Source organism: Comamonas suwonensis (genome assembly GCF_012844455.2).
Classification (GTDB): domain Bacteria; phylum Pseudomonadota; class Gammaproteobacteria; order Burkholderiales; family Burkholderiaceae_C; genus Comamonas; species Comamonas suwonensis.
This window is the reverse complement of the sequence record NZ_JABBCQ020000005.1, coordinates 82,200-101,696: the sequence shown is the minus strand read 5'-3', so window position 1 is coordinate 101,696 and position 19,497 is coordinate 82,200. Positions and strand designations below refer to the sequence as shown.

The window sequence follows — 19,497 nt, the reverse complement described above, 5'->3', positions numbered from 1 at the left end:
ATATTCCATGTTGAAGCGCATTGCTGTCGAGCACCTCTGCCCTGAAATGTTTGTGCACGAGTTTTGTGGCTCATGGATGGAACACCCCTTTCTGCGCACCCGTTTCCTGCTCACTCAGCCCAGTGACCTTGAGCGTCTGCGTGCAACCACTGTCCGTCAGGTGTGGATAGATACCAGCAAAGGCGCGGACCTGCCGGTCGAAATAGTCGCCGCTAAAGAGGTCGCTTCGCCTGCCGATGAGGCAGATCAGCAACCCGCCCCGCAGATCAAGCCCATCAGCACCAGCAAGGAGCTGCATCAGGCCCGCGAAATCATTGGTCAGGCCCGCGAAACGCTCAAGACCATGCTCCAGGACATCCGGCTCGGCCACTCGCCGGATCTACCTGCATCGGTGCAACTGGTCGATGAGATGACGCTCTCCATCAAGCGCAATCCTCATGCACTGATCAGCCTGGTGCGCTTGAAGACGGCCGACAACTACTCCTATATGCATAGCATCGCCGTGGGGGCGCTGATGATTGGGCTGGCGCGCCGCATGGGGCAGGACGATGACAGCGTGCGCCAGGCAGGTTTGGTAGGCCTGCTGCACGATGTAGGCAAGACCCGCGTTCCCTTGGCCGTGCTCAACAAGCCCGGCCCGCTGGACCAGCAGGAATGGGCCATCATGAAAGCGCATTCGCAATGGGGCTTCGAGATTCTTCAGCCACTGGGGCTGGATGAGGCTATTACCGAGGCCTGCCTGCATCACCATGAGAAAGTGGATGGTTCTGGCTACCCTGATGGTTTGAAACAGGGCGAAATCAGCCTGCTGGCTCGCATGGCATCTATTTGCGATGTGTATGACGCTATCACCTCAGACCGCCCTTACAAGGAAGGCTGGCAGCCGGCCATTGCACTACAGCGCATGGCGCAGTGGGCCCCTCAGCAGTTCGACAAGAGCATCTTTGAGCAATTTGTTCAGACCGTCGGCATCTACCCTCTGGGATCTTTGGTGCGCCTGCAGTCCGAGCATCTGGCCGTGGTGATTGATGTCTCTGAAAGCCGCCTGCTGACTCCGCAGGTCAAGCGCTTTTACTGCCTGCGCGAACAGCGGCGCATTACCCCCGAGATTGTGGACCTGGCCACGCCCATTGCCCGCAACAGCATCACCGGGCGTGAAGATCCTGCGGACTGGCCTTTCAAGAATCTGGAAGATTTGTGGCACGGTTTCACTACGGCACACCCCTGAGGGCTGCAGCCCTAATGGTGATTTGAGACAATCGCACACTTGTTTGATTGAACTTGGAACGGGCCCCGTTCGGCCCTCAAGCCCCGCATGTCTTCCAGCACCCGTGAATTCACTCTCAGCGATTTCGACTTTGACCTGCCAGAGTCGCTGATTGCCCAGCATCCCACCGCCGTTCGCAGCGCATCGCGCCTGCTTGATGGCCGTAGCCTCCCACCCACCGACCGAATCTTCCGCGAACTGCCCGATCTGCTGCAGAGCGGCGATCTGCTGGTCTTCAATGACACCAAAGTCATCAAGGCACGCGTCTTTGGCGAAAAAGCCAGCGGCGGCAAGATTGAGCTTCTGGTTGAGCGCGTGCTGCAGAACAACGAAGTCGTAGCCCATATGCGCGTGAGCAAGAAACCCTTGCCCGGCGCAAAAATTCACCTGTGCGGCGGTCTGAAAAATGGCGGGTTTGAAGCGACCCTGCTGGGCCGCTGGCCCGATGAAAACGGCCCGCTGTTTCACCTTTCCTTCAAAGGCATCAACGGCGCGTCGCCCTACGATTTGCTGGAGCAGTTCGGTCACCTGCCGCTGCCCCCCTATATCGAGCGCCAGCAAAACGCCGAGCATGACCCTGACGAAAAAGAAGACAGCGAGCGCTATCAAACCGTGTTTGCAGCCCACCCCGGTGCGGTAGCAGCACCGACAGCCGCCCTGCACTTTGACGAATCCGTGCTCGCCGCCCTCGAAGCCAAGGGCGTGGAGCGCGCCAGCGTCACTTTGCACGTAGGCGCAGGCACCTTCCAGCCCGTAAAGACCGAAAACTTGGCCGACCACACCATGCACAGCGAGTGGTACGACGTCCCTATGGCCACGCTAGCCGCCATGGAGCGCTGCCGCCAGCGCGGCGGCCGAATCATCGCCGTAGGCACGACCACCGTGCGCACGCTGGAATCCTGGGCCAAATACGGCAATATTACGGGCGACACCAGCATCTTCATCACCCCCGGCTTTCAGTACCAGGTCGTGGACATGCTGATCACCAACTTTCACCTGCCCAAAAGCACGCTGATGATGCTGGTCAGCGCCTTCGCTGGCTATGAGCACATCATGGGCATGTACCAACATGCGATTGCCCAGCACTACCGCTTCTTCAGCTACGGCGACTCGATGTTGCTGGAGCGCAAGCGCTGATTAACGACAAAGTGAACTTGCATTTCATGCACTTGGAATATCGAGTTACATGAAATGCAACTTGAATCACTGCTTGGTGGTAGATTCTTCGGTTTAGTCAAAATATTTGCTCATTCGTAAGAACTCAATGGAAATACAAAACCAAAACCCACAAGATGAAGAGCTTGATCTGCTGGATCTCCTGGTCACACTCGCAGAAAACTGGAAGCTTTTAATTTTTGGGCCACTGATCGCAGGAATCGTGGCATTTGGCATTGGTTTTGTCATTCCAAAGACTTTCGAAAGCAGCTCCGCTGTTCAAGTAGAGCGCCCTGGATCAAGCTTCTCGGCCCCTATGGCCGCCAGCTTGGTGATGTCCGCCGACGTTCTTCACCAGATTGCCCCCGTTGCAGGCCTGGATGACGGTCTGACCGCCGAAGAAATTTACAAAAAACTCAGCAAACGCATTAAGGTCAGCGTCGGCAAACAAGACAAGCTGCTGAACATTGAGACACAAGCTAAATCGCCTGAAGCCGCTCAAAAGTTGAACCAGGCTTTGCTGGACACGCTTTTCCCGTTCAGCAAGCCGCGCGGCCTAGAGAAGAAGCAGCTTCAAATGCAGCTGGATAGCGAGAAAGTACGCTTGCAAGAAGCTCTCAAGCTGGAGCATGAGACTGCCACCAATATTGCATCTGGCAAAAGCGTGAGCGAAGCGACCAGCCGCCTTTATGGCGAGCTTCTTTCGGCCAACAGCGGTCGCCAAAGAGCTATTCTGGATATGGAGCGCCGTATCGAAGGTCTGGACAAGGACGACGTCATTCAGACGCCAACCTTGCCTGAGCAATCCATCAAACCCAAGAAATCACTACTGGCCATTGGTGGCGCAGTCGCGACGGCCTTTGTATTGCTGCTGTTCGTTTTCATTCGACAAGCCCTGCGCACGGCCAAAGAGTCTTCGCCTGAACAAGCCGAAAAGCTGGCCCGCATTCGCAGCGCGATGCCCTGGTAAATCAAACAATCGCCTCTCAAGCCCGCGTCAACCTTCGCGGGCTTTTTTTATTCGCGCAATGGATAGTGATGCCATCCCAGAATTCCCGCCTTGCTTCACTACCATCGCCACATCAACTCGCCCCAGATATGTGTTCTCGCCGGCTCTCTTTTCTCTCGCCGTCAGCACAGTCTGCAGCTCTTGGCGTCATACTCACCGTTGCAGCCTGTGCGCTATTTGCGGTTCTGGATAGTGCCACCAAATTCAGCGGCCAGCTTCTACCCGTACTCATGGTGCTGTGGCTACGCTTTCTGGCGCAGGCCTGCGTGACCAGCGCTCTGGTCTTGCCAAGGCACGGCTTTGGCGCACTCAAAACCCCACACCTGAAATTTCAGTTGCTGCGAGCCGTTGCCGGTCTCTTGACCACAGTTTGCGCATTTTTCTGCATTCAGAGCATGCCTCTGGCCAACTTCACTGCCATCTGGTCTGCAGCTCCCCTGTTTATCGTCGTGGCCTCTGCGCTCATTTTTAAAGAGCGAGTCAGCACTGCGCGCTGGGCATTGCTAGTGATGGGCTTGCTCGCAGTGATCGTCATTGTCCGCCCAGAAAATGACGGCCATAGTTTGGGCCTGTCAGCTCTCTGGCCCGTGGGTTTGCTGATTTGCGGCACCACATACCAAGTACTGGGCAGCCGCCTCTCGCGCCTGGACTCCCCTTCCACCACCCAGATTTACTCTACCTGGCTACCCATCTTGTTGACCACGCCCTTGGTAGGTTGGGTATGGCAGCCCATCGACCACTGGCAAATCTATGCTGCAGCTGCAGTCATGGGGCTTTGCAGCGGCATTGGCCACCTGATGCTGCTGCAGGCCTACACATACGCCTCACCAGCCACCGTGGCGCCATTTCTCTACAGTCAGATCGGCTTTGCCATGCTGATGGGCTGGCTGTTCTTTGGGCAGATGCCGGATGCACTGTCACTGGCAGGCATGAGCGTTGTCACACTCAGCGGCCTGCTTGGCGTCTGGCTTGGGGTGCGAGAAACGCGCTAGCCCCCAGCCTCAATACCCGTGCTCGATGCGAAACGCCTTGGCCTTACCAAAGTGCCCGTTGCCGATAAACGGCACGGGCGAGCGCAGCGCCGACAACGGTGAGGGATGATTGCTCATCAACACCAGGTGCCCTCGATCCTCAGGAATGAAAACACGCTTGGCTTGGGCATGAGCGCCCCAGAGCATGAAAACGGTAGGACGACCTTGCTCGGCTACATGCCGAATGATGGAGTCGGTCAGCGCTTCCCAGCCTTTTTTAGCGTGACTGGCGGCCTGTCCTTCTTCAACCGTCAGGCAAGTGTTGAGCAGCAGCACGCCATGCTCGGCCCAACTAACCAAACTGCCACCGGGCTGGGGAAAAGCGGGATATGGCGCGCCCAGGTCGCGCAGCATTTCTTTGAAGATGTTCTGTAGCGAAGGTGGAATGCGCACGCCAGGTGCGACCGAAAACGATAGCCCCTCGGCCTGACCTCGGCCGTGATAGGGGTCCTGGCCCAGGATGACGACACGCACATCCTCTGGCGCCGTCAGCTCCAGCGCTCGCAAAGGCTTGGGCGGGAAGACAACCGCGCTCGCATCCAGTCTTTGCTGCAGAAACTGCAGCAGCTTCTGCCCCGTCGCCCCTTCAAAAAAGGCATCTGTCAGCGCCTGCCAGCCAGGTGCCACAGGCCAGGCCTGCGGATCAGCACTGTGCAATTGCGTGGGGGTGGATTCGTCCGGGGTCAGACTCGCGCTTGTGAGGTTCATACGCGGATTTTCGCAACTTCCGAGGGATTCACAGCCCATAAAACCAAGGGTTTCCACTAAATTTAAGGCTAAAAATACCTGATTTCAGTGAGTGACATATGGTCACCAATTGCAAAGAATTGACTCCAGTACAGCTGACCATTTGATGGCTCAGGCTCACAAGGAGTTATCTATGCACACCGCGTCCGCCACCCAAGCTGGCTCCACAACCCCAAAAGGCTTCTTTGCGTCCGCCCGCTCTGCTTTCAATCTGGGTCCACAAGGCTTCAAATTCGCCGACTGGGAACTGCGCCTGCGCTCGCGCAGCCTCATCAGCGATGCGGGGCAGGAGGTGGGCCTGACAAAAACCGAATTTGCGCTACTGCTGGTCTTGCTCAAGCGCCCCAGGCAGATCATGAGCCGCGAGCAGATCATGGACATGACGCAGGCTGAAGACGAAATCTTTGACCGGGCCATTGATGTGCAGATGCTGCGCCTGCGTCGTAAGGTGGAGCCGTCCAACCGCACCCCGACGCTGCTCAAGACCAAGCGTGGGGCGGGCTATTTTCTGGATGCGGATGTGCAGGTTCTGGCCTGAACCTGCACCGCTTGTTTGCAGATTACTGAAACAGTTTGGCCAGGGCTTCGCCCGGCTCATGGGCACGCATAAAGGCCTCGCCCACCAGGAAGGCATTGATGCCCGCACCTCGCAGGGTCTGCACATCAGCCTGGGTCAGGATGCCGGACTCTGTCACCAGCAGGCGGTCTGCAGGCACATCCTTCTTGAGGGCAATCGTGGTCTGAATATCCACCTCAAAACTGCGCAGATTGCGGTTATTGATGCCTACCAGCGGTGTCTTCAGCTTGAGTGCGCGCTGCAGTTCCTCGCCGTCATGCACCTCCACCAGCACGTCCATGTCCAGATTGAAAGCAATCTGCTCCATTTCGGCCATTTGCGCGTCATCCAGGCAGGCGGCAATCAGCAACACACAGTCAGCGCCCATCACGCGTGATTCGTAGATTTGGTACGGATCAATCATGAAATCCTTGCGCAGCACGGGCAGCAGCGTGCTGGCGCGGGCCTGCTTCAGATAGTCGGGCTGGCCCTGAAAAAACTGGCGGTCGGTCAGTACCGACAGGCAAGCCGCGCTGACCTTGCCGTCGCCCACCATATAGCTCTGGGCGATATCGGCAGGGTCGAAGTCGGCTCGAATCACACCCTTGCTGGGGCTGGCCTTCTTGACCTCGGCAATCACACCAGCCTGACCCTTGGCGATTTTGGCGCGAATCGCACCCACAAAATCACGCGTGGAGACACGGCTTTCCGCATCGCGGCGCATCTCGGTGAGGGGGATGGACTTCTTGGCAGCAGCCACTTCCTGGACTTTGACGTCACAGATTTTTTTCAGAATGTCAGACATGTTTTTCCTTGTTGGTGGCGTCGCCCTGCGGCCCGCGCAAGATCGTCATGATGACGCGGTGCATCACGATGCCGACCACGATAAAGAGAAGGGAGATACCCAACACAATCCAGGTGCCGGCATCGTTCCAGATAGGGGCATCCAGCAGGCTCATGCCGCGGTGCTCAGCCTTTGTGAATAGCTCACCAAGTCCTTGAGCTTGGCCAGCGCCGCGCCGCTATCCACGGCCTTTTGCGCACGATCCAGACCGTCTGCTATGGAGCTGGCCACATTGGCGGCATACAGCGCCGCGCCAGCATTCAGGCAGACGATATCGCGTGCCGGGCCTTGTTCACCCTGCAGCACACCCAGCAGCATGGCTTTGGATTCTTCGGGGTTCTCGACCTTGAGCGAGCGCGTTCCTGCCATGCGCAGACCAAAATCTTCGGGGTGGACCTCGTATTCACGCACCACGCCATCTTTGAGCTCGCCGACCAGCGTGCCTGCACCCAGGCTGATTTCGTCCAGACCATCGCGGCCATAGACCACCAGCGCATGCTCTGCACCCAGGCGCTGCAGCGCGCGCACCTGAATGCCGACCAGGTCTTCGTGAAACACGCCCATCAGAATATTGGGAGCACTGGCAGGATTGGTCAGCGGGCCCAGGATATTGAAGATGGTACGCACGCCCAGCTCTTTGCGCACGGGCGCCACATTCTTCATGGCGGGGTGATGGTTGGGCGCGAACATGAAGCCGATGCCTACGTCGCGGATGCAGTCCGCAATTTGCGCAGCGTTCAAGTTGATGTTGACGCCCAGCGCCTCCATCGCGTCTGCGCTACCGCTTTTGCTGCTGACGCTGCGGCCACCATGCTTGCTAACCTTGCCACCGGCCGCCGAAATCACAAAGGTGGAGCAGGTGGAGATGTTGAAGGTGTTGGCACCATCGCCGCCCGTGCCCACGATGTCGACCAGATGGGTCTTGTCATGCACGTTCACCTTGTGGGAGAACTCACGCATCACCTCGGCTGCGGCCGAGATTTCGCCAATCGTTTCCTTCTTCACGCGCAGGCCGGTGAGGATGGATGCCGTCATGACCGGGGACAGCTCGCCACGCATGATCATGCGCATCAAATGCAGCATCTCGTCGTGGAAGATTTCGCGGTGCTCGATCGTGCGTTGCAGCGCTTCCTGGGCAGTAATCATTGCAATATCTCTCTATGTTTTTAAGAGCTGTTTGCGTTTGTCTTTACTAGCTTTCTTATCATTTTCATTCTCAAACCCAGATAAGACGAGCGCCAGCAGCTATTGATTAATGAGTAAAACCCGGCTTACTTCTGATCCAGAAAGTTCTTGAGCATGGCATGGCCATGCTCGGTCAGAATGCTCTCGGGGTGAAACTGCACGCCCTCAATCGCCAGCGTTTTATGGCGCACGCCCTGAATTTCACCATCTTCACTGGTGGCCGTGATTTCAAGGCAGTCCGGCAGCGTGTTTTTGTCGATCACCAGCGAGTGATAGCGGTTGACCGTGAACGCCTTGGGCAGCTCGGCAAACACGCCCTTCTGATCGGTGTGGATGACGCTGGTTTTGCCATGCATTTGCTGGCCAGCGCGAATGATGTCGCCACCAAACGCCGCACCAATGCTCTGGTGGCCCAGACACACGCCCAGAATCGGCAGCTTGCCCGCAAAATGCCGGATCGCCGCCACCGATATGCCCGCCTCGTTGGGCGAGCAGGGGCCGGGCGAAATCACCAGTCGCTCAATGCCTTCGCGAGCGATCAGCGCTTGCACTTCGGCCACGCTGGCTTCATCGTTGCGGACCACCGTCACCTCGGCACCCAGCTCACCAAAGTACTGAACGATGTTGTAGGTAAAGCTGTCGTAGTTATCGACCATCAGCAGTTTCATGGTCTTACTCCTCGGTGGATCCGCTATGACTGCGCTGACGCGCAAATTCCTGGTGTTCGTAGGCGATGCAGGCTTCCATGAGCTCACGGTACACCTGCTCCATCACATCGGGCTGGCCGCCTTCCTGCACCGTGCGCTCACGCACGCGCTGCACGATGGCTTCGATGCGCGCCTCGTCGCGCACCTGGCCCACATCACCTTTGATGCGCGCGGCCTGCTGCATATAACCGATGCGTGTGACCAGCAACGGCACCAGCACATCGTCAAGTGCATTCACATTGCGGCGCACATCTTCCATGGTGGTGCAGGGCTGCACCAAGTCAATTGCCTTGTTCATTCCAGACCTTCTTCCACCAGTTCAGCCGCACGCAGCAAGGCACGGGCCTTGTGCTCAGTTTCTTTCCATTCCATCTCGGGCACGGAATCGGCCACCACGCCAGCAGCTGCCTGCACGTAAAGCATGTTGTCTTTGATGACGCCGGTACGAATCGCAATCGCCAGATCCATATCGCCCGCAAAGCTCAGGTAACCGCAGGCACCGCCGTAAATGCCGCGCTTGGTGGGTTCGAGCTGGTCGATGACTTCCATGGCATGCACCTTGGGAGCGCCGGTCAGCGTGCCTGCGGGGAAGGTGGACTTGAAGACATCCATATTGTCCATGCCGTCCTGCAAGATGCCTTCCACATTGCTCACGATATGCATGACATGGCTGTAGCGCTCGATCGAGAAAGCCTCGGTCACCTTGACGCTGCCAGTCTTGGCAATGCGCCCAATATCGTTGCGCGCCAGATCAATCAGCATCACGTGCTCGGCACGCTCCTTGGGATCAGCAACCAACTCTTGTTCGGTCGCTTTGTCGGATTCCACGGTGCTGCCACGCGGGCGGGTACCGGCCAGCGGGCGAATGGTGACCTTCTGGCCATCGGTCGTGCGCTCCTGGCGCACCAGAATCTCGGGACTGGCCCCCACCACATGGAAGTCCCCAAAATGGTAGAAGTACATGTAAGGACTGGGGTTCAGCGAGCGCAACGCGCGGTACAGACTCAGCGGCGATGCGGTGAAGCGCTTCTGAATGCGCTGACCAACCTGCACCTGCATGAAGTCGCCCGCGGCAATCAAATCCTTGGCCTTTTGCACTGCGGCCAGATAGTCCTGCTTGTCAAAACTGCGCTCGGCAGGATAGCTCTCACCCGCACGAATTTGCGGCGCGCTGACGGAGTAACGCAGCTGATCTTTCAGCTGGCGCAGGCGCTTCTTGGCCTTGCCAAAGGCTTCAGCCTCTGCTGGGTTGGCATAGACGATGAGGTAGAGCTTGCCCGATAGGTTGTCGATGACGGCGACCTCTTCGCACTGCAGCAGCATGATGTCGGGCGTGCCCAGGCTATCGGGCGGGCAGGATTTTTCGAGCTTTTTCTCGATATAGCGCACAGCGTCATAGCCAAAGTAGCCAGCCAGGCCACCGCAAAAACGCGGCATGCCGGGCGTGACGGCGACCTTGAAGCGCTGCTGATACGCAGCGATGAAGTCCAGCGGGTTGCCGCTGGCCGTCTCCACCACCTGACCATCAGTCACCACCTCGGTTTTGGCGTCTGCACCAAAGCCCGAAGCACGCACAAAACTGCGTGCGGGCAGGCCGATGAAGCTGTAGCGGCCGAAGCGCTCGCCACCAACCACGGATTCCAGCAAAAAGCTGTATTTGCCGTCGCCATTGGCATGAGCCAGCTTGAGGTAGAGAGAGAGCGGAGTTTCGAGGTCAGCAAAGGCCTCGATCAACAAGGGGATGCGGTTATAGCCCTGGGCCGCGAGAGACTTGAATTCCAGTTCCGTGATCACGGTGAAAACTCCGGATACATGGCGCATGGCTCACCTGCTCTGACTTTTGAGATGGCAGGTGACGCTGATTGTCTGGGGGATGCGCCGGTTCATTCCATGGCCTAAGGTCAGGCCGCGAGTGCACGCCGGGCTCGTGCCGGGTGCTTTAGCAGTTCGGATGTGCAGGCTTACGCCAGGGCCAGGCTCCCCGGTCTCCACAACCTGCATTGAACGTGCGATGAATGAACATGATGCAAACAGTGTAGCGCATACAGAGGCAGGCCATGGCGCTCACGCGGTTTGCCGAGCGGCGAGCCGTAACCGCCGCATCTTCACGGCGCTGGGGTGAGTCCTTATTGCAGTGAACGCTTACAAATTTAAACATACACAACCCAACCGGCAGCCACCAGAGCTTCAACGCCGGCCTACCGAGGAGACACACCCCATGCCCAGCTCTCGTTTTACGCGTGCCCTGCTGCTAGCGGTAGCGCTTGCGAGTTCCGCCACTCTGGCGCAGGCCGCGTCGACCGACCCCGTCAAACTCCACGGCGTAAGCTATCCAGCTACGATTCAGTCGCAAGGCAAGGCGCTGGAACTCAACGGCGCGGGCACGCGCTACAAGGCAGTTTTCAAGGTCTATACCGCCGGTCTTTACCTGGAAAAGCCCGCCCACAACTTTCAGGACGTGGCAGCCCTTAGCGGCCCCAAACGCATCACCGTGACCATGCTGCGCGACATTGATTCGGCAGAACTGGGCAAGCTGTTCTCACGCGGGATGGAAGACAACATGGAGCGCGCCGCGTTCTCCAAGCTGATTCCCGGTGTGATGCGCATGAGCGAGCTGTTCAGCCAGCACAAAAAACTGCTGGCGGGCGAAAACTTCTCCGTGGACTGGATTCCCGGTCAGGGCAGCATCGTCACCGTCAAGGGGCAGCCGCAGGGTGAAGCCTTTAAAGAGCCCGAATTCTTCAACGCCCTGCTGGGCATCTGGCTAGGCCCCAGGCCCGCCGATCAGCAGCTCAAGAAGGCCCTGCTGGGTGAGGCCGGCTGACTCACTGCGGTTTCAGCAGATCGCGGTAATAACCGGGCAGCGCAAACAGTGCGCCGTGCACCTGCGCGTTGTAGTACTGCAGATCGCCCACATTGCGTTGCTTGAGGCGCTCGGCCACTTTCTGCTCCCTCAGCTCCAGCGGGTCCAGTTCGTCAGAGGCCACCGCCAGTCCCCAGTAGGCACCATAAAGCGGAATGTAGAGGCCATAGCAGCGCACCACCGCAAACTGCTCGCGCAGGCTGCGCACCAGCTCAGCCACCTGCTTGCCGTGAAAGACCGGGCTACCCAAGTGCAGCACCAGCGCGCCACCCGGTGCCAGCACGCGCTTCATGCACGACAGTGACGCTGGCGAATACAGGGCACTGGCCGGCGTATCCGGGTCTGTCAGATCCATCAGCGCCAGGTCAAAGCGCTCATCGGTTTCGTCCATCAAGGCCAGTCCGTCGCCTATGCAGACCTGCACGCGCGCATCATCGAGCGCGCCGCGATGCACCGCATGCAGATGCTGACGCGAGAACTGCACCACTGCCTCATCCAGCTCGGCCAGCACTACACGCTCAATGCTCGGGTGCTTGAGCAGCTCTTCGGCGGCACCACCGTCACCACCACCCAGAATCAAGGCCTTGCGCGGCGCGGGATGGGCCATGGCGGCCGGGTGAACCAGCGCTTCGTGGTAGAAAAATTCCTCGCCCTCGGAGGTCATAAAGCGATCATCGAGCCTCAGCACCTTGCCAAACTGCGGCGTCTGCAGCAGCTCCAGCTGCTGAAACGGTGTCTGCTGCTTTTCGCTGCCCGTGGTGCGATAACCAAAGCGGGTGTTCGGCGTGAGTTGCTCCATGGCCCAGCTGGATTCAGTCTGCGCCGCGCTCTCAGGTACCTCCTCAGACGCGCCTTCAGCAGGCGTCGCCATGCGGATGTCGCCACGCATCAGATGCTGACGCAGCACGCGCTGGGGTGCAAACGCGCCGATCACGCCTTCCATCAGACTGCGGGCCTTGCCCGAGTTGTCATCCGAGAAGTTGCACACATAAACGTCAATGGTGACGCTGCCCGTTTCCGGCCAGGTGTGGATGGCCAGATGCGACTCCGCCAGCAAAACAGTTCCCGTCACGCCGCCGGGCTGACCTTCATAGGGCGGAAATTTCACCCATGTGTCATCCACCAGCGTCAGGCCCGAGGCCGCAGTCTGGTCGCGGCAAAGTTGGGCGATAGCATCGGCTTCGAGCATGTAGCGCTCGTGGCCTGTGCATTGGTAAAGATCGGCAGTCAGGTGCAGTCCGTGCATGTGGCGTGAGTCCCCCTTCGTTCTCTGCCAGCACCCCAGTACATCTGGGAGCGGCATGGTTCAGGCAAAGCGAATGACTCTATCAAATATGCTTATCCGCACTCTTTCCTGCCAGAAATGCGGACAACGCCACAGCATCACACAGCAAACTGCGCCAGCGAATGCAAATGTGCCTTGGCATCCACCGCCGTGATGGGCTCACCATGGTTGTAGCCATAGGTCATCAGCACCACCGGGCAGCCGGCGGCGTGAGCGGCCTGTGCGTCGTTGCTGGAATCCCCCACCATCAGCGTGCGGGCCGGCTCACTGCCCAATGCCTTGCAGGTCTCAATCAACGGCATGGGGTCGGGCTTTTTGCGGGGGAAGGAGTCACCACCAAACACGCAGTCAAAAAAGCCATCCAGCCCTTTGGCAGCCAGCAGCGGCTGGGCAAAAGACAAAGGCTTGTTAGTCAGGCAGGCCATGCGCAGCCCCATGGATTGAAGCGCCTGCAAACCCTCCAGCACGCCGGGGTAGAGGTCAGCAAACTGGCCGTTGATGGCCAGATAGTGATGCTCGTAGCGCAGCCAAGCTTGCTGGTAAACCGCATCGATATCTGCCGCGCCCACATGCGCCAGCACGGAGCGAATCAGGTTCTCGCTGCCCTTTCCAACCATGTTTTCAATGGCTTGCGGCGCAATGGCGGGTAAAGACAGATCCGCCAGCATGCGGTTGAGCGCTTCGGCAAAGTCACCCAGTGTGTTGACCATGGTGCCGTCCAGATCGACCATGACGGCATCAATATCCAGAGCAGCAGCGGGAGTGGGCAGGTTCAGCTTCATACAACTATCATTTCAATAGCTGCAAGCGCAACCCAATAGCGCACTTGCAGCCAAAAAGACTCAAAAAAAAGCCTGCATGATGCAACCATGCAGGCTTTGCTTCAAACGACTCCAGCACGGACGCCAAGCCAGAGCCGCTCAGGGCAAGTTAGCCCAGGTTCTTGCGCATCTGGTCGATCACAGCCTTGTAGTCAGGCTTGCCAAAGATGGCGCTGCCAGCCACAAAAGTGTCGGCACCGGCATCGGCCACGGCGCGAATATTGGCTTCCTTGATGCCGCCGTCCACTTCCAGGCGAATGTCCTTGCCAGAAGCATCAATCAGCTTGCGGGCCTTTTCAATCTTGCGCAGCGTGCTATCAATAAAGCTTTGACCACCAAAACCGGGGTTGACGCTCATCAGCAAAATCAGGTCGATGTCTTCGATCATCCAGTCCAGCACATCCAGCGACGCGGCGGGATTGAAGGTCAGACCGGCCTTGCAGCCGTGGGACTTGATGTTTTGGACGCTGCGGTGCACATGCTGCGATGCATCGGGGTGGAAGCTGATGTAGTCGGCACCGGCCTTGGCAAAGGCGGTGGCCAGATCGTCCACGGGCTGAACCATCAGGTGCACATCGATGGGCACGGGCTTGCCATCGGCCGTCACGGCGTGGGGCTTCAAAGCCTGACAGATCATGGGGCCGAAAGTCAGATTCGGCACGTAATGGTTGTCCATCACATCGAAGTGAATCCAGTCAGCGCCTGCAGCAATGACATTGCGCACTTCTTCGCCCAGGCGGGCAAAGTCGGCAGACAGGATGGAGGGGGCAATACGGTAGGTGGGGCTCATGGTTAGCAATTGTCGCAGTTACCATTGGGCCATGCCAATGCACGAGTTTCTGGTTCAAGTCCAGCCCGCCTATTTGCCCGAGCAGTCCACCCCGGCCGCCGGCGTCTATGTGTTTTCTTACACCATCACCGTGACCAACACGGGTGAGGTGCCCGCGCAGCTGATTGCGCGGCACTGGGTCATCACCAATGAGCTGGGCCATGTCGAAGAGGTCAAGGGCCTGGGTGTGGTGGGGCGCCAGCCGCTGCTGCAGCCCGGTGAGTCGTTTGAGTACAGCAGCGGCTGCCAGATGCGCACCCCTTCGGGCACCATGCGTGGCACCTATCTGTGCGTGAGTCACGAAGGTGAAACCTTTGAGTGCGAGATTCCCCTGTTCGTGCTGCAAATGAACGACTCTGGCGAGCCTATGCCCATGCCCGAAACACGCGTTCTGCACTAAGACGTGATTACCGTTACAGCATGAAAAAAAGCACTCTTGACCTGCCCGGCCTGCTCACGTCTCTGGACCCCGACGCAGGCCTTGCACAGCGCCATCTGTGGCTGATTTATCTGGCCGAATGGATACGCGCAGCCCAGCCGTCGGTCGATGGCGCTGTCCGGCGCGTCGAGGAAATCGTGGCTGCATTCGAGGCTGACCCCGAGGCGCTGAATCGCCTGCGCCGCTGGAGCAAGACGCTGGTGGAGACGGTGGACATCACCGCCTTGCTGGCCGACTTTGGCTTTGCGCCGCGCACCGCCATGGCCAGTGAAGTGGTCGAGCGCCTGCGCTACAAGCTGCCCAGTACGCCCGAGACGGTAGATGCCTCAGAGCTGTTCATGCTGGTCTTTCCCGACCGCTTTGATGCCCGCTGGCTGCATGCGCTGGATAGCCCGCTCATGAACCGCATCACGGCGCTACTGGCCCCGCAGCAGGAAGAAAGCGTCAGCTTCTGGGAGCGCAATCTGCTCGACGCCATCACCTATTGCTCGGGCCAGATTCTCTCCACGGGCTTTGCGCCCGAGCTGCGTCTGCGTATGAGCGAACAGGCGCGCGAGGAAAAGCCGTTTCACGCACTGATTCACGACGTGGAAAACCTGCGCGTGGAAGTCATGCTGCCGCTGCGCACCACAGATCGCCGCGATGCCGCGGCCGCGCAGTTGCGCGAACGCCTTGAATCCTGCCGCGCCGCTGTGTCATCGGTGTACTCCTACGTCGAGGCCGAAGGCATTTCCGTCGGCCTGATCTTCAGACTGCGCCAGGTGCGCGCGCGCATTGTGCGCATTCGCCGCCTGCTGGACTGCCTGCTGTCAAATGACCGCTCGTATGAAACGTCCGAGCTGCTCTCCAACCTCGTCGCTGTGGGCATTGAACGTCGCAGTGTGCGTGCACTGATGTCCACCAACTCATCGCTGCTGGCCGCCAAAGTGGCCGAGCGCAGCGCCGAGACGGGCGAGCACTACATCACCCGCGACGGTGCCGAATACCGCAGCATGATGGCCAAGGCCGCCGGTGGCGGCTTTGTGATGGCATTCACCACGCTGGCCAAGTTTGCGCTGTATGCGCTGGGCCTGTCCGTCTTCTGGTCGGGGCTGGCGGCGGGCTTCAACTACGCCATCAGCTTTGTGCTGATACAGATGCTGCATTTCACGGTAGCCACCAAGCAGCCCGCCATGACGGCACCCGCCATGGCGGCCAAGCTCAAGGACATCCAGACCGACAGCTCCATTCAGGAGTTCGTCGACGAGGTTGCCCACCTGGTGCGCTCTCAGGTCGCCGCCATTCTGGGCAACGTGCTGATCGTCTTCCCCGCCGCGCTGCTGCTGTCCCTTGGATACGCCTATCTTGCAGGCCATCAGGCACTCAGTACCAAGCATGCAGAGCAGGTGCTGGATTCGCTGAGCCTGCTCGGCCCATCGGTGCTGTTTGCGGCATTCACGGGTGTGCTGCTGTTCACCAGCAGCCTGATTGCGGGCGGTGCAGAAAACTGGTTTGTGCTGCGCAATATCGACTCGGTCATTCGCTACAATCCAAGCATCACACGCACACTGGGCGCGGAGCGTGCAGACCGCTGGGCAACGTTTTTGCGCAAGAACATCTCCAGCCTCGCATCCAATATCTCGCTGGGCTTCATGCTGGGACTGGTGCCCGCATTTACGGCCTTCTTTGGCCTGGGCATGGAAGTGCGCCACGTCACCCTGTCCACCGGCCAGATCGGCGTCGCCGCGGCATCGCTGGGCTGGGAGGTGCTGCACGACGACCTGCTGTGGTGGGCCGTGGCCATGCTGCCCTTTAACGCGGCGTTGAATGTGGGCGTGAGCTTTTACATGGCTTTCCGCGTGGCGCTGCGTGCCCACAACGTCAGCGGTGTGGACCGCTCGCGCATCTACAAAGCCATACGCCAGCGCTTCTGGCGCAGGCCATGGAGCTTTTTCTGGCCGTGAATCCAAAGAGCCGTCCCGAAATTTGAGCGGCTTTCCGACCATCTGCCATGTCACGGTCACGCACGCCGAGGCACTGGAACAGTTTTAACCATGGCCGTTGACCAGCGGCCCAACGTGCCGCCTTTCAAGCGGCCAGTGATTTCATGGGTGAATTTGATCTGATCCGCCGCTACTTTCAGCGGCCCGTGCGCCGCGCCGCTTTAGGCGTGGGCGACGACTGCGCGCTGCTGGCCCCGGCCCCTGGCATGCAATTGGCCATCTCCAGCGACATGCTGGTCGAAGGCCGCCACTTCTTCCCCAACGTCAATCCGCGCCTGCTGGGCCACAAGGCACTGGCCGTCAACCTCAGCGATCTGGCTGCCAGCGGTGCCAAGCCCCTCGCCTTCACCCTCGCCCTGTCGCTGCCCCGCGCTGATGAGGCATGGATCAGCGAATTTGCCGCAGGCCTGCTGGCACTGGCCGATGCCCATGACTGCGAGCTGATCGGCGGCGACACCACCGGCGGCCCGCTCAATATCTGCATCACCGTGTTTGGCGAAGTACCGCCCGGCCAAGCCCTGCTGCGCAGCGGCTCCAAGGTTGGCGATGAAATCTGGGTCAGCGGCCATCTGGGTGATGCCAGGCTGGCGCTGGAGGCCCTGCAAGGCCATCTCCCGCTGCCCGCCGCCTTGCTTGAACAAGCCCGCCAGCGACTGGAAAGCCCCACGCCACGCGTCGCCCTGGGTCTTGCCCTGCGCGGCATTGCCAACAGCGCGCTGGATGTGAGCGATGGCCTGCTGGGCGACCTCGGTCATATCCTTGAACTGTCGCAAGTCGGTGCCACGGTCGATAGCCGCCTCACTACGCCTTTGATAGCTGCCAGTGCTTATCCAAAAAGTGCTTCATGGCAATTTGACTTGAATCTTCAGCAGCAATGCACGCTGGCCGGTGGCGACGATTACGAGCTGTGCTTTACCGCACCGGCCGCCCGCCATGCCGATGTGCTGGCCGCAGGTGCCGCCAGCGCCACACCCGTGACCTGCATAGGCCACATTGATGCCGAAGCGGGCCTGCGCGTCATCGGCGCTGATGGCGCTTTGATGTCCAGCCAGTGGAAGTCTTTCGACCACTTTGGCAGCTAAGCGCTGTCAACGCTCTCGGTTAAGCTCCAACCTTGTTCACTGGAAACGAGAGCTGCCTCATGCGTTCACGCCATCTGCTGCCTGTCTACTTTGTCGGCCTTGCTGCGGCCCTGCCTGCATGGAATGCGCAGGCTGCCGATGGAGCCAGCCTCAGCGTCTCAGGCAGCCGTGCGCCGATTACGGAGGTCACCCTCTACCCCGGCATTGCCGCTGTGCAACGCGAAACCCGCATTGAAGCCCAGACCCGTCAGCTGAGCTTTGAATGCCTGCCCGCCAGCGTAGACACGCAAAGCCTGCAGATCAGCGGTGACGAAGGCCTGCGCGTGGGTGAAATCAAGGTACTGATGCAGGCCCGCCAGATGGCGGCCAAAGAATGCACCAGTCCGCTGGACCAGCAGATACGCACGCTGGAAGACCAGCTCGCCAGCATCGAAGCCGAAGAAAATGCCGCCAAGCTGGTGGGCGACTTTCTGCAGGGCGTGAGCAAGCCCGGCGACGAAGCCCGAGTCACGCCCACGCAGATTGCGAGCACCAGCCAGGTCCTGCGCCAAAGCAGCCGCGACAACAGCATGCGCGCCCATCAGGTTCAGCGGCAAAAGCAAGACCTTCTGGCGCAATTGCAGCCGCTGCGCCAGGAACGCGACCGCACAGGCGGTCAGCAGTCACAGGTCATGAAAATCACCGTGCAACTGGCCAGCCCGCGCGCGGCCAATGTGCGGCTGAGCTATCAGGTCCGCGGCCCCAGCTGGCAGCCCAGCTACCGCGCGCAGCTGAATACGGTCAAAAATCAGGTACAGCTTGAACGACAGGCACTGGTCGTGCAGGCCAGCGGCGAGGACTGGAGCCAGGTGCGCCTGCGCCTGTCCACCGGCCAGCCCACACGCAACACACAAGGTGCCATGCCCCGCCCCTGGGTGGTCGATGTCATCCAGCCCATCGCCCTCGCAGCGCCTGCGCCAGCACCCGCCATGATGGCCCGCGCCAGCAGCGCCAAGATGACGGCCGAACTTGCTGCTGCGCCGGCTCTTCCAGATTTGGATGTCTCCAGCATCAACACCGCGTACAGCACGCAGTTTGTGGTGCCCTACAAAATCACCGTTCCCTCCAGCGCCGAGCGCACCACGCTCTCGCTGGGACAGGAAAATTTGGCCACCAGCCTGCTCACTCGCACAGCCCCTGCCGTCGAAGACGCTGCCTACCTGATCGCCACGCTGCCGGCGCCACAAGGCATCTGGCCCGCAGGCCCGATCACCCTGTTCCGCGACGATGCACTGGTCGGCAATGGGCGGCTGGACTTTGGCAACGCCCAGGCACTGGCACAGGGCCTGTCTTTTGGCCGCGATGAAAAAGTGGTGGTGCGCCGCCTGCCAGCACAGAGCAATACCGGCAGCAGCGGCTGGGCCAGCAGCAAGACCGAACGCACTGTGGTGCGCAGCTACGCCGTAGAAAACCGCCACGACCAGTCCATTGCGCTGCAGGTGCTGGACACGGCTCCCATCTCTGGCAATGAGCAAATCAAGGTGCAATCGCAATACGCGCCCCAGCCCACCAGCACCCGATGGAATGCACAAAACGGCATGATTTCCTGGGAACAGAACCTGGCCGCACGCAGCACAGCGCAATTTCAAGCCACCCACGAGATTCGCTTTCCCGAAAACCTGCCCGTCAGCGGCCTTCAGTAAAAGCGATTGACAC

20 protein-coding genes are annotated in these 19,497 nt (G+C 59.5%); 10 read left to right on the top strand and 10 right to left on the bottom strand.

Annotated elements, in window-relative coordinates:
- The first annotated feature begins 7 nt into the window (after positions 1–7).
- The 4 genes from HF327_RS07240 (at position 8) to HF327_RS07225 (ending at position 4,423) form a co-directional block, all read left to right on the top strand.
- The gene (locus tag HF327_RS07240) at positions 8–1,228 is read left to right on the top strand and encodes an HD-GYP domain-containing protein (protein ID WP_169107605.1); all 1,221 of its coding nucleotides are present in this window, start codon (positions 8–10) and stop codon (positions 1,226–1,228) included.
- 87 nt (positions 1,229–1,315) lie between these two features.
- Complete coding sequence (gene queA / locus HF327_RS07235) at positions 1,316–2,404, top strand: tRNA preQ1(34) S-adenosylmethionine ribosyltransferase-isomerase QueA (protein WP_169107604.1); 1,089 nt, start codon at positions 1,316–1,318, stop codon at positions 2,402–2,404.
- Between the two features lie 127 nt (positions 2,405–2,531).
- Positions 2,532–3,392: a Wzz/FepE/Etk N-terminal domain-containing protein gene (locus tag HF327_RS07230; RefSeq protein WP_169107603.1), complete on the top strand. Its 861-nt coding sequence runs from the start codon at positions 2,532–2,534 to the stop codon at positions 3,390–3,392.
- Between the two features lie 68 nt (positions 3,393–3,460).
- A complete protein-coding gene (locus HF327_RS07225) occupies positions 3,461–4,423 on the top strand; it encodes a DMT family transporter (RefSeq protein WP_328701764.1) in 963 nt (320 codons plus the stop codon).
- A 9-nt stretch (positions 4,424–4,432) separates the two neighbouring features.
- Here HF327_RS07225 and HF327_RS07220 read toward each other — a convergent pair whose 3' ends face one another.
- Positions 4,433–5,170 carry a uracil-DNA glycosylase gene (locus HF327_RS07220; RefSeq protein WP_169107601.1) on the bottom strand — a complete coding sequence of 246 codons (738 nt, stop codon included), beginning with the start codon at positions 5,168–5,170 and terminating at the stop codon, positions 4,433–4,435.
- Positions 5,171–5,342: 172 nt separating this feature from the next.
- Here HF327_RS07220 and HF327_RS07215 point away from each other — a divergent pair, with 172 nt between their 5' ends.
- A complete protein-coding gene (locus tag HF327_RS07215) occupies positions 5,343–5,747 on the top strand; it encodes a winged helix-turn-helix domain-containing protein (RefSeq protein WP_169107600.1) in 405 nt (134 codons plus the stop codon).
- A 22-nt stretch (positions 5,748–5,769) separates the two neighbouring features.
- Here HF327_RS07215 and trpC read toward each other — a convergent pair whose 3' ends face one another.
- The 6 genes from trpC to trpE all read right to left on the bottom strand — a co-directional run bounded on the left by trpC (position 5,770) and on the right by trpE (position 10,295).
- A complete protein-coding gene (gene trpC / locus HF327_RS07210) occupies positions 5,770–6,570 on the bottom strand; it encodes an indole-3-glycerol phosphate synthase TrpC (protein ID WP_169107599.1) in 801 nt (266 codons plus the stop codon).
- On the bottom strand, positions 6,563–6,724 hold the full coding sequence (locus tag HF327_RS07205) for a hypothetical protein (RefSeq protein ID WP_169107598.1): 162 nt from the start codon (positions 6,722–6,724) through the stop codon (positions 6,563–6,565). Before HF327_RS07205 ends, trpC begins: the two co-directional genes overlap by 8 nt.
- Complete coding sequence (gene trpD, locus HF327_RS07200; RefSeq protein ID WP_169107758.1) at positions 6,721–7,761, bottom strand: anthranilate phosphoribosyltransferase; 1,041 nt, start codon at positions 7,759–7,761, stop codon at positions 6,721–6,723. The genes HF327_RS07205 and trpD overlap by 4 nt, the downstream gene beginning before the upstream one ends.
- 119 nt (positions 7,762–7,880) lie before the next feature.
- Positions 7,881–8,462, bottom strand: a complete 582-nt coding sequence (locus HF327_RS07195) for an aminodeoxychorismate/anthranilate synthase component II (protein ID WP_169107597.1) — start codon at positions 8,460–8,462, stop codon at positions 7,881–7,883.
- 4 nt (positions 8,463–8,466) lie between these two features.
- On the bottom strand, positions 8,467–8,799 hold the full coding sequence (locus HF327_RS07190) for a chorismate mutase (RefSeq protein WP_169107596.1): 333 nt from the start codon (positions 8,797–8,799) through the stop codon (positions 8,467–8,469).
- The gene (trpE, locus tag HF327_RS07185) at positions 8,796–10,295 is read right to left on the bottom strand and encodes an anthranilate synthase component I (protein ID WP_169107757.1); all 1,500 of its coding nucleotides are present in this window, start codon (positions 10,293–10,295) and stop codon (positions 8,796–8,798) included. Before trpE ends, HF327_RS07190 begins: the two co-directional genes overlap by 4 nt.
- Positions 10,296–10,719: 424 nt before the next feature.
- Between trpE and HF327_RS07180 the strand changes: the two genes are divergently transcribed.
- Positions 10,720–11,325, top strand: coding sequence for a chalcone isomerase family protein (locus tag HF327_RS07180; protein ID WP_169107595.1), 606 nt, complete (start codon positions 10,720–10,722; stop codon positions 11,323–11,325).
- A 1-nt stretch (position 11,326) separates the two neighbouring features.
- On the opposite strand, the gene speE is transcribed toward HF327_RS07180, so the two are convergent.
- From speE to rpe, 3 genes are all read right to left on the bottom strand, one after another.
- The gene (gene speE / locus HF327_RS07175) at positions 11,327–12,610 is read right to left on the bottom strand and encodes a polyamine aminopropyltransferase (protein WP_169107594.1); all 1,284 of its coding nucleotides are present in this window, start codon (positions 12,608–12,610) and stop codon (positions 11,327–11,329) included.
- Between the two features lie 137 nt (positions 12,611–12,747).
- Positions 12,748–13,431 (bottom strand): phosphoglycolate phosphatase, encoded by a 684-nt coding sequence (gph, locus tag HF327_RS07170; protein ID WP_169107593.1) that lies wholly within the window; start codon positions 13,429–13,431, stop codon positions 12,748–12,750.
- A 148-nt stretch (positions 13,432–13,579) separates the two neighbouring features.
- Positions 13,580–14,260 (bottom strand): ribulose-phosphate 3-epimerase, encoded by a 681-nt coding sequence (rpe, locus tag HF327_RS07165; protein ID WP_169107592.1) that lies wholly within the window; start codon positions 14,258–14,260, stop codon positions 13,580–13,582.
- Between the two features lie 31 nt (positions 14,261–14,291).
- On the opposite strand from rpe, the gene apaG reads away from it, so the two are divergent.
- From apaG to HF327_RS07145, 4 genes are all read left to right on the top strand, one after another.
- Positions 14,292–14,699, top strand: coding sequence for a Co2+/Mg2+ efflux protein ApaG (gene apaG, locus HF327_RS07160; RefSeq protein ID WP_169107591.1), 408 nt, complete (start codon positions 14,292–14,294; stop codon positions 14,697–14,699).
- 20 nt (positions 14,700–14,719) lie between these two features.
- A complete protein-coding gene (locus HF327_RS07155; protein ID WP_169107590.1) occupies positions 14,720–16,681 on the top strand; it encodes a site-specific recombinase in 1,962 nt (653 codons plus the stop codon).
- Positions 16,682–16,824: 143 nt separating this feature from the next.
- Positions 16,825–17,802, top strand: a complete 978-nt coding sequence (thiL, locus tag HF327_RS07150; protein WP_169107589.1) for a thiamine-phosphate kinase — start codon at positions 16,825–16,827, stop codon at positions 17,800–17,802.
- Between the two features lie 59 nt (positions 17,803–17,861).
- Positions 17,862–19,484: a DUF4139 domain-containing protein gene (locus HF327_RS07145; protein ID WP_169107588.1), complete on the top strand. Its 1,623-nt coding sequence runs from the start codon at positions 17,862–17,864 to the stop codon at positions 19,482–19,484.
- The last annotated feature ends 13 nt before the right edge of the window (positions 19,485–19,497 follow it).